This window comes from Flavisolibacter ginsengisoli DSM 18119 (assembly GCF_900129295.1).
GTDB lineage: Bacteria > Bacteroidota > Bacteroidia > Chitinophagales > Chitinophagaceae > Flavisolibacter > Flavisolibacter ginsengisoli.
In genome coordinates this window covers 60,976-75,890 of record NZ_FQUU01000013.1, presented here as the reverse complement: position 1 = coordinate 75,890, position 14,915 = coordinate 60,976, and the positions used below count along the sequence as shown (strand labels likewise).

12 protein-coding genes are annotated in these 14,915 nt (G+C 40.1%); 1 reads left to right on the top strand and 11 read right to left on the bottom strand.

The window, feature by feature from the left end:
- Nucleotides 1-96: 96 nt before the first annotated feature.
- The 11 genes from BUA53_RS14760 to mraZ form a co-directional block, all read right to left on the bottom strand.
- Entirely contained in the window at nucleotides 97-1,206 is a 1,110-nt protein-coding gene (locus tag BUA53_RS14760) for a cell division protein FtsQ/DivIB (protein WP_139256458.1), read from the bottom strand.
- Nucleotides 1,203-2,576 carry a UDP-N-acetylmuramate--L-alanine ligase gene (gene murC / locus BUA53_RS14755; RefSeq protein ID WP_072836154.1) on the bottom strand — a complete coding sequence of 458 codons (1,374 nt, stop codon included), beginning with the start codon at nucleotides 2,574-2,576 and terminating at the stop codon, nucleotides 1,203-1,205. The genes BUA53_RS14760 and murC overlap by 4 nt, the downstream gene beginning before the upstream one ends.
- A gap of 130 nt (nucleotides 2,577-2,706) precedes the next feature.
- Nucleotides 2,707-3,810: an undecaprenyldiphospho-muramoylpentapeptide beta-N-acetylglucosaminyltransferase gene (gene murG, locus BUA53_RS14750; protein ID WP_072836153.1), complete on the bottom strand. Its 1,104-nt coding sequence runs from the start codon at nucleotides 3,808-3,810 to the stop codon at nucleotides 2,707-2,709.
- Nucleotides 3,811-3,813: 3 nt separating this feature from the next.
- Nucleotides 3,814-5,154 carry an FtsW/RodA/SpoVE family cell cycle protein gene (locus BUA53_RS14745; RefSeq protein ID WP_072836152.1) on the bottom strand — a complete coding sequence of 447 codons (1,341 nt, stop codon included), beginning with the start codon at nucleotides 5,152-5,154 and terminating at the stop codon, nucleotides 3,814-3,816.
- Between the two features lie 62 nt (nucleotides 5,155-5,216).
- A complete protein-coding gene (murD, locus tag BUA53_RS14740; protein WP_245793160.1) occupies nucleotides 5,217-6,557 on the bottom strand; it encodes a UDP-N-acetylmuramoyl-L-alanine--D-glutamate ligase in 1,341 nt (446 codons plus the stop codon).
- A gap of 119 nt (nucleotides 6,558-6,676) precedes the next feature.
- The gene (gene mraY, locus BUA53_RS14735) at nucleotides 6,677-7,954 is read right to left on the bottom strand and encodes a phospho-N-acetylmuramoyl-pentapeptide-transferase (protein WP_072836151.1); all 1,278 of its coding nucleotides are present in this window, start codon (nucleotides 7,952-7,954) and stop codon (nucleotides 6,677-6,679) included.
- Between the two features lie 26 nt (nucleotides 7,955-7,980).
- Complete coding sequence (locus BUA53_RS14730; RefSeq protein WP_072836150.1) at nucleotides 7,981-9,447, bottom strand: UDP-N-acetylmuramoyl-L-alanyl-D-glutamate--2,6-diaminopimelate ligase; 1,467 nt, start codon at nucleotides 9,445-9,447, stop codon at nucleotides 7,981-7,983.
- Nucleotides 9,448-11,556, bottom strand: coding sequence for a penicillin-binding protein (locus tag BUA53_RS14725; protein WP_072836149.1), 2,109 nt, complete (start codon nucleotides 11,554-11,556; stop codon nucleotides 9,448-9,450).
- Between the two features lie 38 nt (nucleotides 11,557-11,594).
- Nucleotides 11,595-11,924: an FtsL-like putative cell division protein gene (locus BUA53_RS14720; protein ID WP_245793158.1), complete on the bottom strand. Its 330-nt coding sequence runs from the start codon at nucleotides 11,922-11,924 to the stop codon at nucleotides 11,595-11,597.
- A gap of 94 nt (nucleotides 11,925-12,018) precedes the next feature.
- Nucleotides 12,019-12,924 carry a 16S rRNA (cytosine(1402)-N(4))-methyltransferase RsmH gene (gene rsmH, locus BUA53_RS14715; protein ID WP_072836148.1) on the bottom strand — a complete coding sequence of 302 codons (906 nt, stop codon included), beginning with the start codon at nucleotides 12,922-12,924 and terminating at the stop codon, nucleotides 12,019-12,021.
- A 35-nt stretch (nucleotides 12,925-12,959) separates the two neighbouring features.
- On the bottom strand, nucleotides 12,960-13,430 hold the full coding sequence (gene mraZ, locus BUA53_RS14710; RefSeq protein ID WP_072836147.1) for a division/cell wall cluster transcriptional repressor MraZ: 471 nt from the start codon (nucleotides 13,428-13,430) through the stop codon (nucleotides 12,960-12,962).
- A 253-nt stretch (nucleotides 13,431-13,683) separates the two neighbouring features.
- Here mraZ and BUA53_RS14705 point away from each other — a divergent pair, with 253 nt between their 5' ends.
- A complete protein-coding gene (locus tag BUA53_RS14705) occupies nucleotides 13,684-14,898 on the top strand; it encodes an S-adenosylmethionine:tRNA ribosyltransferase-isomerase (protein WP_072836146.1) in 1,215 nt (404 codons plus the stop codon).
- The last annotated feature ends 17 nt before the right edge of the window (nucleotides 14,899-14,915 follow it).

Sequence of the window (14,915 nt, the reverse complement as noted above, 5' to 3'; positions counted from 1 at the left end):
TTTAGTTGTTTGCGTTTTGGTCGAACAGTTAAAATGTTAAGCTCCTGGCTGCATTTATCATAAATAATGGCAGTTGCTGACGTAACAAGACAACTATTAAACTTTTCTTTTCATCACAGCTTTTGGCCTTTGATGTGTCTGTTCTACTTTTTTCGGTTTTTCCGGGATACTGACTTTAGTTTTTTGCACGGCTAACGTTTTGCCGACAACGGGTGCAATCACTTTTTCCGGATCAGTGTTTTTAGCAGGGATAGGATTGGTAGGCAAAGGTTCGATGCTTGCATCCACCTTTGCAAAAGTTTTCAAAGAATCTGTTGTACTCATAGCGCGGGATTCAGGGAGCATTTCTTCAGATACGTTCTGTATGGTGCTCTTTTCCAAAAGCTCGCGAATATTTTTCTGTAACTGTATGGAATCAACTTTTGAAACCGGCCCCTTATTCACTGCCACTACCTGTGCATCAAACTGAACATCGATTGCACTGTACTTATTGAATCCTACCTTGCTTAACACGTGCTTATAGAATAATAGTACCCGGGACATTTTGTTTTCAAGATTGTCCGCATTTCCAAGCCTGATTATATGATCGCCAATAACGGGTATTAATTCAAACTTTCTTTCAGGAGTAATATCTACCTGGCCTACCTGGGCGTTCCAGAATTCATTGCTATAGATAAACCAGGCGACTTTCTTTACATCTGTAAGCAATACACTATCCTTTGAATTGAACTTGCTTGAATTAGGAAACCCAGTGATTACAGGCACCCTTATGCCAGTTCTTTCTATCACCGGCATCTGGTGAGCAGAACTATCCATATAAAATGTACGACCGCCTGTAGTAAACACACGGGCAATAGGTGTTCTTTCTTCAATGATGACATGCAAAACATCCTCCCTGTCAAAATATAACTCAGCATCTCCTATCCATTGATCCTTTTCTAAAGATTTCTCTAATGTGACCAGTGAAATACTTTTCAAAGGCTTATTCAACAGGCTTGAATGGTATGCCTTTTCCAATTGCTTTAGAATATCAGTTTTATCTATATAATATTTCTCACCTGTTCCTTTTATAGAAACATTCACCATTTTACAGACATGTTCGGTCTGCTTTTTATTAGCAGCAACCAGCAATGTGGTAATACCAGCTATTACCAGCAGCCAGGCAGCCATAACCAATATCCTTCTTATGACAATTTTGTTTTTCAACTTAGTTCCTCAATAATATTTTTAACAGGCATTACCATTGCATCTATATCACCTGCACCAGCCATTACTATCACCTCTCCAAATTCTTTATTTAAATGTTGTACATGTTCTCTCATCCAATCCAGTAAGCCTTCTTTTGTTACCAATACCTTTTCATTTGCATTGATCTTCTCTAAGACCATCTCACTGGACACACCTGGAATGGGTAATTCCCTGGCAGGATAAATAGGTAATAAAACCACATTATCTGCAATTGATAAGGCCTCGGCAAAACCATTTGCAAAGTCCCTGGTTCTTGTAAATAAATGTGGCTGAAAGATTACAGTTACCACGCGCTGAGGAAACAAGCTTTTCACACTTGTCAATAACGCCTTTAATTCTGCGGGGTGATGGGCGTAATCATCTATCAGCACTGGCTTTACATAAGCACCTTCCTGTTTTTTTACCGGAGGTATGCTGTATTCAAACCTTCTTCTGACACCTTTAAAACCGGCAATTGCCTCCGCGATCTTAAGAGGGTCTATTTTCAATTCATTGGCAACAGCAATGGCTGCAATGGCGTTTTCAACATTGTGCATACCACCAATACTCATTTCTATTGCGGGAATGAGCTTGTCTTCAAGATGGGCATCAAATACATATCCGCCATCCTGTATTTTAATATTACCGGCAAAGGCATTTGCTGATTCATTTTGCAGGCTGTATGTTTTCTTCCTTGCAACTTTAATTTCCTTAGTACGCTTTAATCCAAACTTACTAAACAGTAAGCCCTGCTCTTTTACTTTATCTCCAAAAGCTACAAAGGCATCCTGCATAGAAGCTTCATCGCCGTAAATATCCAAATGATCAGCATCCATGGAGGTGATCAATGCAATATCGGGATTCAATTGAAGAAAGCTTCTGTCATATTCATCAGCTTCTATAACACATACATCATTTTCGCTGCTCCAGAAATTGGTCTGGTAATTCACAGCTATGCCACCTAAAAAAGCATTGCACCCATATCCACTTGATCTCAGAATGTGAGCGATCATGGTAGACACCGTTGTTTTACCATGAGTTCCTGCCACACAGATGTTAAAAGAGGAGTTTGTTAATGCACCTAAGACCTCACTACGTTTTAATAGAGTGTAATTGTTTTGTTGATAAAACGCTAATTCCTTATGCTCCTTTGGAACTGCTGGTGTATACACAACCAGGTCAACATCTTTTGGAATAATGTTGATGTCCTCATTAAAATGAATAGCAATTCCCTCCGCCTCAAGTTGATTTGTCAAGGCAGTAGGGGTTTTGTCATAACCACTAACAAGGATGCCACGGGAATGGAAATAACGGGCAAGTGCACTCATGCCAATTCCTCCTATTCCTATAAAGTAAACAGACTTAAGCCCACCACTTTTTAGTAAATAGAAAGCCTCATTGCTCTTCTCATGGCCATATGTTTTCTTTTCTTTGATAAGCAGTTTGTTTATAAAATTTAAAATCCTGTCTATTGCTCTTTCAACCCTCTATTGATCTAATGATCTCACGGGCTATTCGTTCATCAGCATCAACTATAGCGTATTTGCTGATATTATTTTTAAGTTCCGATTGTTTGTTTTCATCAAGGGCCAATTCAATAATTGCCGGCACCACTTTGTCAATAGCCTCGTTGTCTTTAACCATAAGTGCTGCTTGTTTTTCTACTAGATTCATAGCATTCACCGTTTGGTGATCTTCTGCAGCGAATGGGTAGGGTACGAACAAAACGGGCTTTTTCACTACACACAATTCTGCAATGGCCATAGCGCCTGCCCTTGATATTACCATATCAGCAGCAGCATAGGCCATCTCCATTTGTGTAATAAAATCATTGACCCAGACGGTTGGATGGTCGGCTGTTTGTTCTTTCCATTTAGCTGCATTAGTCTTCCCGGTTTGCCATATCAATTGCAGGCCGGCATTTATTAAGTTTTCCAATCCTTTCGAAATGGCTGTATTGATCGATTTCGCCCCTAAACTACCCCCCACAATCAACAGAGTCTTTTTCCCCGGCTGTAAACCAAAAAATTGTAATGCCTCGTTTTTATCAATAGATGAAACATTAACTATTGCAGGCCTGACAGGATTTCCAGTCACTACGATCTTTTCCGCTAGGAAGAACTTTTGCATGCCATCGGTTGCTACAAATACTTTTTTTGCTTTCTTACCCAAAAGAATATTTGACTTTCCTGCAAAGGAATTAGACTCATGTATGAAGCTTGGAATATCCCTTGCCTGCGCCAAACGTAATACAGGAAAAGACGAATATCCACCCACACCTACTACAGCATCCGGTCTGAATCCCTTAAAGATTTTTCGCACCTGAAAAAAACTTCTTACCAGCTTAAATGGTAAACCGATATTTTTTATCAAAGAACTTCTGTTAAACCCTGCTATATCCAACCCCTCTATTTTGTAACCTGCCTGTGGTACTTTTTCCATTTCCATTTTCCCTTTAGCGCCTACAAATAATATTTCAGTTGCAGGTGCCAGTTTTTTCATGGCATTGGCTATTGCAATTGCAGGGAAAATATGTCCACCTGTTCCTCCACCAGCAATAATTATATTTTTCCCTCTTGCCATAAATTATACTTCTTCAGGCTCCTCTTCCACTTCTTCTTCTTGCTCTTCACCCTCTTGCTCTTCTTCTTGTTTAGCCAGCGCTTCCATTTTTTTACGACCTTCCAATTGTTCTACATTTCTTGCCACACTCAAAATGATCCCTATAGACAGGCATGTAAACAAAAAACTGCTTCCACCCATACTGACAAGAGGTAAGGTTACTCCTGTAACAGGAAACAAATTCACGTTCACAGCCATGTTAGCCATAGCCTGGATCACCAGTGTGAAGCTTAATCCTAAAGCCAGGAAAGCACCAAAAGCATAGGGGCATTTTTTAAAAAGCCTTATGCTTCGGTATAAGAAAACCAGGTAAATGAATATTATAAAAGCACCCCCTATCAATCCGTACTCCTCGATAATGATGGCGTAAATGAAATCATTATATGCCTGCGGCAGGAAATTTCTTTGCTCACTGTTGCCTGGTCCCCGTCCAAATGCACCGCCCTTGGCAATGGCAATTTTTGCCTGGTTCGTTTGATAGTTATTGTCATTATCAGCCTCTTTACTGCCATACATAAAGTTTTCCACCCTGCTGATCCAGGTATCTACCCTGGCAAAAAGTTTAGATGATTTTTCCTTCTTGGTAGTTGTTGCAGCTACCTCTTCCCCGGCAGAAGATTTATGCTTTATTACAGCTGCCATCACAAGGAAGATAACAGGTATCATTGCGCAACTGATGGTGAGCATTAAATGCTTGGTACTTACCCGTCCAATGAATAATAATAACATGCAACTAGCGCCCAGCAATAAAGCAGTTGATAAATTGGCAGGTGCAATTAACAGGCAGGTTACCGCCACAGGAAGAATAACAGGAAGAAAACCCTTTTTAAAGTCTTTTATTTTGTTTTGCTTACGACTAAGCAACCTTGCAAGGAACATAAACAGGGACAATTTCGCCAGGTCAGAGGTTTGCATGGTCATATTGATGATAGGCAACTTGATCCAACGGCTGCCTTCATTCAGTGTCACTCCAAACAGGAGTGTATATAATAATAACGGGATAGAAAGCAGGAATAATATTTTAGCCACCTGCGAGTAAATAGTATAGTTTACCCGGTGTGCAAAATAAATGACACAAAATCCAACAGCAATAAAGGCTATTTGCTTGAACAAATAAACCTCTGTATTGCCCTTATACATTTTATAAGCCAAAGAACCTGTGGCACTATAAACAACAAGTAAAGAAATAAGGACCAATAGGAACACCAATGCCCATATGGTCTTATCACCCCTGGTTTTTGTCAGGAGCCTTGCTGGCTTAATGCCCGCCAGATCAGAAAATTTTATATCAGCTTGTTGACTCATTGCAGCTTTATATACTAATCAGCTCATTTCATTCAATTACCATATCTTTTTTCTTAAGCAGATCATAGATCTCTAACAGCATCCTTAAACTGCCTGCCCCTGTCTTCATAATTCTTAAAAAGATCGAAAGAAGCACAGGCAGGACTCAATAAAACGATATCTCCAGGCTGCGCCAGGGAATAAGAACTCCTTACAGCATCACTGGCATTATCTGTATCAACCACTTTTACCACATCGTCAAATGCCTCATGGATCTTTTTATTGTCAAGGCCCATACAAACAATAGCCTTTACTTTTTCTTTCACCAGTTCGGTTATCAGTGTATAGTCATTCCCTTTATCAACACCACCAAGTACCAGGATAGTAGGTTTTGTCATACTTTCCAGGGCATACCAGGTAGAATTAACGTTGGTTGCCTTACTGTCATTAATAAACTCAACACCCCTTACAGTTGCAACAGATTCCATACGGTGTTCAAGATTCTCAAAAGTTTGCACAGCTTCCCGGATCTTATTCTTGCGAATATCCATGGTTGCGCCCGCCACACTTGCTGCCATTGTATTAAATTGATTGTGTTTACCCTTCAAGGCAAAATCATAAATGCTCATTTGCTGCTCATCGCCAGAAACATTCACATGCATCTGGTCGTCCTTTATGTACCCGCCTTTTTCAACTTTCTGCTTCATACTGATTGGTAATTGAATTGAGTTAATCTTATTTCTTTCTATATAATTCTTGATCACTTCATCATCTAAATTGTAGATAAAATGATCTGATGGTTGTTGGTTTATCGTAATTCTGAACTTACTCCGTATGTACTTTTCAAACTGGTAATCATACCTGTCTAAATGATCTTCAGTGATATTCAGCAGCACCGCTATGTCTGGCCTGAATGTTAGAATGTCGTCCAGTTGAAATGAACTGATCTCCGCTACATACCATTGCTTTGGATCTTCGGCCACCTGACGGGCAAATGAATATCCAATATTGCCAACCAACGCACAATCCAATCCTGCATGCATGCAAATGTGATAGATGAGTGAAGTTGTTGTTGATTTACCATTGCTTCCTGTAATTGCCACTATCCTGCTATTGCCTTTATGGCGGTATGCAAGTTCTATCTCACTGATTATGGCAATTCCTTTTTGCCTTAAAGCTTTTACCCACTCATTCTTTTCAGGGATACCAGGGCTTTTTACAACTTCATCTGCACTGAATAGTCTTTCCTTGTTAATTTCTTTCTCCAGGAAATCAATTCCGGCCTTTTGCAACTCATTACGATAAACATCTTTCAAAGAACTTTCATCCATTAACACTACCTCATAGCCTTCCTTCTTTCCAAGCAAGGCCGCACCTACTCCACTTTCCCCACCTCCTAATATGACCAAACGTTTTCCCATCATTGATTTCTACAGTGTACGGAAGAAATGGTTTTTCATCAGCATTACATTTGTTCGCAACTTAATGATCTGGCGGACATCCTGGTTTTTCATAGTCCTCTAGGTGGTTTTTCAGAAATCTCTTACCTGAGTTTTAATGTTACTATTGATAACACAAAACACAATATGGTGACGATCCAAAAACGGGTAACAATCTTGGACTCATGATATCCCAACTTTTGATAATGGTGATGAAGCGGACTCATTAAAAAGATCCTTCTTCCTTCACCATATTTCTTTTTAGTGTATTTGAAATAACTTACCTGGATCATCACACTCAGGTTCTCTACCAGGAACACTCCGCATATAATTGGTATCAGCAATTCTTTATGAACAATTATGGCTATGGCAGCTATCAGTCCACCAAGGGTTAGACTTCCTGTATCTCCCATAAATACCTGTGCAGGATATGCATTGTACCAAAGGAAGCCTACACAGGCACCTATCATTGCGCCTATGAATATGGACAATTCGCCCAGGTTGGGTATGTACATTATATTCAGGTAATCTGCAAAGACAAGACTGCCGCTTGCATAAGCGAAAATGCCAAGACAGGCGCTCATAATAGCAGATGTCCCTGTTGCCAGGCCATCAATTCCATCTGTTATGTTTGCTCCATTGGATACTGCCGTAACAATGAAAATGACAATCAGAATATATAACACCCAGGTGTAATCACGCAAACCTGCGGGTAATAACTTGCCATAATTGAATTCGTGGCCTTTTACAAATGGAATGGTCGTAACAAATGATTTGGCCGGAACAAAATATTTATCCTTTTCATTAACCCTTTTGGTAATTACTGTAGTATCGTTGGCTGTTGGCACGCCCTGGTATTCTCTCCAGATCTTTACATTAGGATTAAAATATAATGTAGCCCCTACAACGATCCCAAGCATTACCTGTCCAAATATTTTAAAGCGGCCTGCCAATCCATCAGCATCTGTTTTTTTATAGCCTACTCCTTTAAGCTGAGCCATCTTTTTTGCTTTCAGTTTCAGGTAATCGTCAATAAAGCCTATGGCGCCCAACCAAAGCGTACAGAATATCATAAGGCGTACATACACCTTGCTCAGATCTGCCAGTAACAATGTTGGAATCAATATGGCAAGGATGATTATGATGCCACCCATTGTTGGTGTTCCCTTTTTTTGCTGCTCTCCCTGCAAACCAAGATCTCTTACAGATTCACCAACTTGTTTCTTAACCAGGTAGTTAATCAACTTCTTACCAAAAATGGTTGTGATGAATAAGGATAAAATAACTGCCATTAACACCCTGAAGGTGATGAAGCGGAATAGCTCACTTCCCGGGAAGTGTACATTCTCAGCTCTTAACCATTCAAAAAAGTGATACAGCATTTTATTTATTATTTATTTATCGTTATTTATTTATCCAACAATTCAAACATTTCCACTAATACTTCCTTATCATCAAAGTGATGTTTAACACCTTTGATATCCTGGTATTTTTCATGACCTTTTCCGGCAATCAACACAATATCCTCCGGTTGCGCCATGCTTATTGCAGTCTTTATAGCTTGCTTCCTGTCTGCTATAGCTATGTACTTGCGCCTGGCTGCGGTACTAAGTGTTGCTTCCATATCTTTCAATATGGCTTCAGGTTCTTCACTACGTGGATTATCGCTCGTAAAAACTACTTTATCACTATTGTCGCATGCCACCTGGCCCATAACCGGTCTTTTTGTCTTATCCCTGTCACCCCCGCAACCAACTACAGTGATCACGTTCTCATATCCTTTCTTTAATTTTTTAATGGTATCCAATACATTCACCAATGCATCGGGTGTGTGGGCATAATCTACAATCCCTATTATTTTATCCTTTGCTGAAATGATATAGTCAAACCGGCCTTCTGCCCCGGTCAGGTTACTCAGCGCCAGCAGTACTTGCGATTTATCTTCCCCCAGACTTATAGCGGCTCCAAAGACAGCCAGCAGGTTGTACGCATTAAACTCCCCTATCAACCTGAAATGCACTTCCTGCTCATTGATGACCATAACTAATCCTGTAAGACTGTTCTCCAGGATCTTTCCTTTAAAGTCAGCTACAGTGCGAAGGCTGTAAGTAAGCTTTTTAGCAGCTGTGTTTTGCAACATCACAGCCCCTCTTTTATCATCAAGGTTAGTGATGGCAAAAGCCTGTGCAGGCAGTCCATCAAAAAACGCTTTCTTAACTCTTATATATTCATCAAAAGTCTGGTGATAATCAAGATGATCATGTGTGATATTGCTGAATATCCCGCCTGCAAATTGCAATCCTGCTATTCTTTTCTGGTGAATGGCATGAGAACTGACTTCCATAAAAACAAAATCGCAACCCTCATCTGCCATTTGCTTCAACAATGAATTCAAGCTGATGGCATCAGGTGTCGTATGCGTGGAAGGAATGATGGTGCCTGCAATAATATTTTCTACCGTACTTACAAGGCCACATTTATAACCAAGAGCATTGAAAAGCCTATATAATAATGTTGCAATTGTGGTTTTCCCGTTAGTTCCGGTTACTCCTACCAGCTTTATCCTGTTTGTTGGGCTGTCATAGAAATTATGAGCTATCAATCCTGCAGCTTCTGCACTGCTGGTTGTCTGAACATATGTTACGTCTTCGTTCCTCTCAGCAGGTAGCACTTCGCATACAATAGCAACTGCACCGGATTCAATGGCGCGGGAAATAAATAAATGCCCATCAGCAGCAGCACCTTTTACAGCTATAAAACAGGTTCCTTTTTGCACCTTGCGGGAATCGATCTGGACATCAGTAATATCCATGTCGGTTATTCCTGCAAGAGCAGTAGTTTGAACCTTATATAATATGTCGCTTAGTTTCTTCACTTAATTTAATAACAGGGTTACTGTTTGGTTATTATTGATAGCGGTTCCAGGAGCAATATCCTGTGCTACCACTTTTCCTCTTCCCTTAACTATCACTTTCATATTCCTGTTTTCCAATTCATACAATGCGTCCTTAAGGGTCATATGAAACAGGTCAGGCATCTGGTTTTTAACAACCGGATTGCCTTTAATAACAGGTTTATAATTATTGCTGTATATGATGCTCCAGGTGTTCTTATGGGCTGAATCAACAGGCTTCATATTGACCTGCTCAAACACGTTTCTTACATCAGGTGTAAAACCTGCGTAAGAAAACATTGAACTGTCAGCAGTAACAGGAAGGGTCATTCCCTTTTTCCCCTGCACATACATAGCATATATTTTATTGGCGATCTCTTTAAATACAGGAGCAGCCAGTTGACCTCCATAGTGCATGGGGGCATGAGGACTTGTTTTAATAAGAACAATGCATGTATATTCAGGTTTGTCTGCAGGAAAATAGCCTACAAATGATGCCTGGTAAACACCATCATAATATTTGATATCTCCACCAGCAACGTGTGCCGTGCCTGTTTTTCCAGCAACGGGGAAAGGAGAATCCTTGAACACATCTTTGGCAGTACCTTCTGTAGTTACAGCCTCCATGCAGTTGCGGGCTGCCTGAACTACTTTTTCCTTTGCAATAGCTTCATCAAGTACCGTTGGTTCAAACTCTTTTACAGTAACGCCATTGTTGCGGATGCGGTTCACCAGGTATGGCTTCATCATCTTTCCATTATTGGCTATGGCATTGTATAACATTAAAGTGTGCAGGGGACTAACTTCGATAGCATATCCAAAGCTGGCAGTGATCATAGCATGAAGACCTTCTTTATTACGTTTCAAACGAGGTAATACAGGTGCATCTTCACCCACCAGGTCAATACCAGTCCTTTTATCTAAATGAAACTTGTGTAGATAGTTTTTGTATAGGTCTGGCTCACTGGCAAAAGCCTTGTAGGCTATTTTGCTCATACCTACATTAGAACTGTGTGCAAAGCATTCCCTAACGGTCATAACAGGCTTGGGAGCCCGTTCTGCATCGTTCACATTTCTTACACCAACATAGGCACTGCCAGTAGATCCAACCTCTACAAGGTCAGTGATCCTGGAAGTTCCATGATCCAAAACTGCTAATAGTGTAGCCAGCTTAATAGTAGATCCTGGTTCGGTAGTTTGAAGTGCATAGTTCAGGTTTTCACCATAATCACCATTTTTATCTCTTCCCAGGTTGGCAATAGCCTTGATCTTTCCGGTTTTGGTTTCCATTACCAGGCACGTGCCATACTGGGAAGCACTTTGAACCATCATTTTCATTAATGCTGATTCAACGATATCCTGCATCTGGATATCTAAAGTCGTTATAACATCCCTTCCGTTTTCAGGATCTATTTCATATCCTTCCACAGGCACGGCTGCCCCACCTGCAATAAAGCGAACCAGTCTTTTACCTGTAGTTCCTTTCAACAAGCTATCAAATCTTCTTTCCAGGCCAACATTCTGGGCATTATCCCTTGAAAGGCCAATAGTTCTTTTTGCCAGTAAGCCAAAAGGATTCAATCGCCTGCTTTTAACTTCAGCAATGATGCCACTTTTATTTCTGCCCAATCTTACTAAGGGGAAAGCACGAAATTCTTTGTACTCTTCAAACGACAAACCTTTTTTTATCAGGTAATACCGGTCTTTAGTATTGTATGCCTGCTTTAATTCTTTCTTATATTCTGAGGAGGTTTTGTCGGGGAACATACCCGATAGCGATATTGCAAATGAATCAAGGTTGTCTTTAAATCTTTTACCGTTCTTTTCACGAAGTCCATCTGCACCAAAATCCATGTATAGGTCAAAATAAGGAACAGATGTACTTAACATCTGGCCATCTTCACTGTAAATAGTACCCCTTTCTGCGTCCAGTTCCACAAAGCGCTGGTGCATGCTGTCTGACATGCTGCGCCAATGGTCACCCTCCACGTTCTGAATGTAAAATGCACGACCTAACACTATGAAACTCAGCAGTACTACGCCAAGAAAGCTTAAGTACACCCTCCATAGTATGTCGCGTTTTATCTCCACTCTTTCAGTTGGGACCGTTGTTACGGAATTGGTTTTAATTAGTTACTGCTATCAATTAATATCATTGGTTCCACGGTTAGCTCTTTTAATCCTAAAGGCTTTACCGCTTCTATCAATTCACTTTGTTTACTCCTGAATAAAACATCCCCTTTTACAGATTTGTATTCATACTGGAGTTCTTTCAATTCTTTGCTTGTTTTGTTGATCTCCCTGATGGTCTTGTCTGCATAATGCCCGTTATAGATATACACAACCGCTAATAAAGCCAGGAAAACGAAAAAAGGAACCTGCTTTACAATGGATTGATAATTCAACCATTTTTTCCAGCGGTACTTCTTTTCTTTTCCTTTCTTTATTTCTGGCATCATTTAATAATTTCATTGGCCATTAAATGACCACTCTTTATTTATTTAAAGGAGGCGAGTATTGAATCTCTCCTTCTTTTTAATTTATCTTTTTACTTCAAACCCTTTCTGCCACCCTTAGCTTGGCACTCCTGGATCTTGGATTCCTTTTCAACTCTTGTTGCGAAGCCACGATTGGTTTTTTATTCACCGGTTTCAGGGTTACTTCCTTTTCACTCATCGTAAAAGGGTTGTCTTCCGAAAGGTCAAAACTGTTGTCCCTGAAATACACTTTCACCAACCTGTCTTCAATTGAATGAAAGGTGATAATTGCTACCCTTGCCCCTGGCTTTAAAACAACTGGCAATTGCACCAGTAATTCCTTTAATGCACCCATTTCATCATTCACTTCTATGCGCAAGGCCTGGAAAACCTGGGCGAAATATTTGTTCGGATTTCCCTTTACCACGCCACTCACTCCTGCCTTAAAACCATTTATGGTTTTAAGAGATGTGGTTTTTCTCACCTCAACAATGGTCCTTGCCAGCGTTTTTGCATTGGTCACCTCACCGTATTGTTCAAATAACTTGTGTAATTGCTGCTCGCTATACTCACTGACTACGTCGTAAGCCGTTTTTGTCTGCCGCTGATCCATCCGCATATCCATCGGAGCATCGTAACGGGTTGAAAAACCTCTTTCCCCTTCATCAAACTGGTGACTGCTTACTCCAAGATCCGCCAGCAGACCGTCTACCTTTTCTATCCCATTAAGCTTTAAAAATCGTTGGAGATGTCTGAAATTTTGTGGTACAAACAGCACACGATCATCCGCAGGCACATTTTTCCTGGCATCAGCATCTTGGTCAAAGGCTACTAAACGGCCATTCTCTCCCAACTTTTCCAAAATCATCCTGGAATGTCCGCCGCCACCAAATGTGCAATCGACATATATTCCATTAGGCTTAATGTTGAGGTTTTCAATCACCTCATCCAGCAAAACAGGTATATGGTAGGCTTCATTCATTTTGAACAGGGTGTTTTAACCGGTAACATAAATTGTTAACTCCCCTGTTCTTTTTCTGTTTTCTTTACCATTACCTGCTGCGCCAGAGAACTAAAATCACTAGGCGAATAGGATTCAAAGAACTTATTATAGTTTTCAGTAGACCAGATTTCTATTTTATCCACCGCAGAAGCCAGAACTATATCTTTCGACAATTCGGCATATTCCTTTAGGTTGGGCGGCATTAAAAGCCTTCCTGCAGAATCAAGCTCAACTTCAATAGCTCCATTTAAAAAGAACCTTCTGAACTTTCTCACATCAGGGTCAAAATCATCCAAACTGCTGATACGGGCAAAAAGTGGCTCCCAGCTTTGTAAAGGATACAAGCTCAGGCATTTCTCGAATCCCCTGTTGATAACAAAACGTGTATTTTCGCCTTCCGGCAGTTGCTTTTTTAAGCCTGCAGGTAGGAGAAAGCGACCTTTTGTGTCCAGAGTAGCTTCGAATTCACCTAGAAAACCTGTCATTATCAATGGTTTGGAAGAATGGAGCTCATTTAACACAAAATAACACTTTTTCCCACTTTGCCATAGCATTTTTCGTTTAGTTAATTTTTCCACATGTTTAAAACCTATAAAAGCCAGACGGAACAAGGGTTTTACCCCGAAAAAATTGTTTTTGAGCAAAAACAGTGTGGATGAACTGTGGATAACCTAATTTAAACCTGAATAAGCCTGTGCATATCATCATTTTCCAATTGTGAATACCCAAGTATAGCGCATGAAAATTTCACCAGAAACAGTCTATATCAGCGATTATAACTATGAGCTCCCTTCAGCTAATATTGCAGAGGTGCCTTTGTTAAACAGGGACGACTCAAAACTTTTGATTTATGAGAAAGGGAAAATTATAGACTCGGTATTCCATCAATTACCTTCTTATATTGAACCGGGCTCCACATTAATACTAAACAATACAAGGGTAATAGAAGCACGGCTTTTATTTCAGAAAGATACAGGGGCGACAATAGAGTTATTTTGTCTCGAGCCTTATGAATTATCTATTGAACAGGCCATGCAGCAGCATGAGAAAATTATATGGAAATGCCTAATTGGTGGTGCCTCTAAATGGAAACCTGGTCAGTTACTTACCAAACCCATCGGGGAAAATTCAGGTTATATATTAACAGCCCGTTATATCGAAAAAAGAGAAGATTATTTTCTCATAGAATTTAGCTGGAATAATGCTGCAGCTTCTTTTGTTGAAGTACTTCATGAAACCGGGGCCATTCCATTACCACCCTATATTAAAAGAAAGGCGGAAAAATTAGATTGGGAACGATATCAAACAGTTTTTAGTGAACAGGAAGGATCAGTAGCAGCCCCGACAGCAGCTTTGCATTTTACTCAAAATACATTTCAGCAATTAAAAGAAAGAAATGTGGCTTATGACTATATAACATTGCATGTAGGTGCCGGAACGTTTAAACCTGTGAAATCGGCTACTATAGCTGGCCACAGCATGCATGCTGAACCATTCAGTGTAAAAAAACAAGTGATAGAAGAACTTATAAAAGCAGCTAAGATTATTGCTACCGGGACCACCTCACTTAGAACCCTGGAAAGCCTTTACTGGATCAGTCTGAAGTTAAAATTATCTCCCAATGCAGAGCTAATGCTTGATCAATGGGAAGCATATGCTATTGATGAACAGTTGCCAAATATACCAGCCAAAGAAAGTTTCGAATATTTGTTACAGTGGATGAATGAGCATGCAGTTACTGAACTGCATTGCCGGACAAGCCTTATAATTATCCCTGGTTATCAATTTAAAGTAGCCCACGGATTGATCACTAACTTTCATCAACCTCACTCCACCCTATTACTTCTGATTGCAGCATTCATTGGAGATAACTGGAAAAAAGTTTATTCCCATGCATTGCAGAACAATTACCGGTTTTTAAGTTATGGTGACAGCAGTTTGCTTTGGAGATAAAATACTAAAGCTGTAAA

Excerpts from the sequence above, each read along its gene's own strand:
- murD (WP_245793160.1), bottom strand. The coding sequence starts at position 6,557 with ATGATGGGAAAACGTTTGGTCATATTAGGAGGTGGGGAAAGTGGAGTA.
- BUA53_RS14720 (WP_245793158.1), bottom strand. The coding sequence starts at position 11,924 with ATGATGCCAGAAATAAAGAAAGGAAAAGAAAAGAAGTACCGCTGGAAA.
- murG (WP_072836153.1), bottom strand. The coding sequence starts at position 3,810 with ATGGCAAGAGGGAAAAATATAATTATTGCTGGTGGAGGAACAGGTGGA.
- mraY (WP_072836151.1), bottom strand. The coding sequence starts at position 7,954 with ATGCTGTATCACTTTTTTGAATGGTTAAGAGCTGAGAATGTACACTTC.
- mraZ (WP_072836147.1), bottom strand. The coding sequence starts at position 13,430 with ATGACAGGTTTTCTAGGTGAATTCGAAGCTACTCTGGACACAAAAGGT.
- BUA53_RS14705 (WP_072836146.1), top strand. The coding sequence starts at position 13,684 with ATGAAAATTTCACCAGAAACAGTCTATATCAGCGATTATAACTATGAG.
- BUA53_RS14745 (WP_072836152.1), bottom strand. The coding sequence starts at position 5,154 with ATGAGTCAACAAGCTGATATAAAATTTTCTGATCTGGCGGGCATTAAG.
- rsmH (WP_072836148.1), bottom strand. The coding sequence starts at position 12,924 with ATGAATGAAGCCTACCATATACCTGTTTTGCTGGATGAGGTGATTGAA.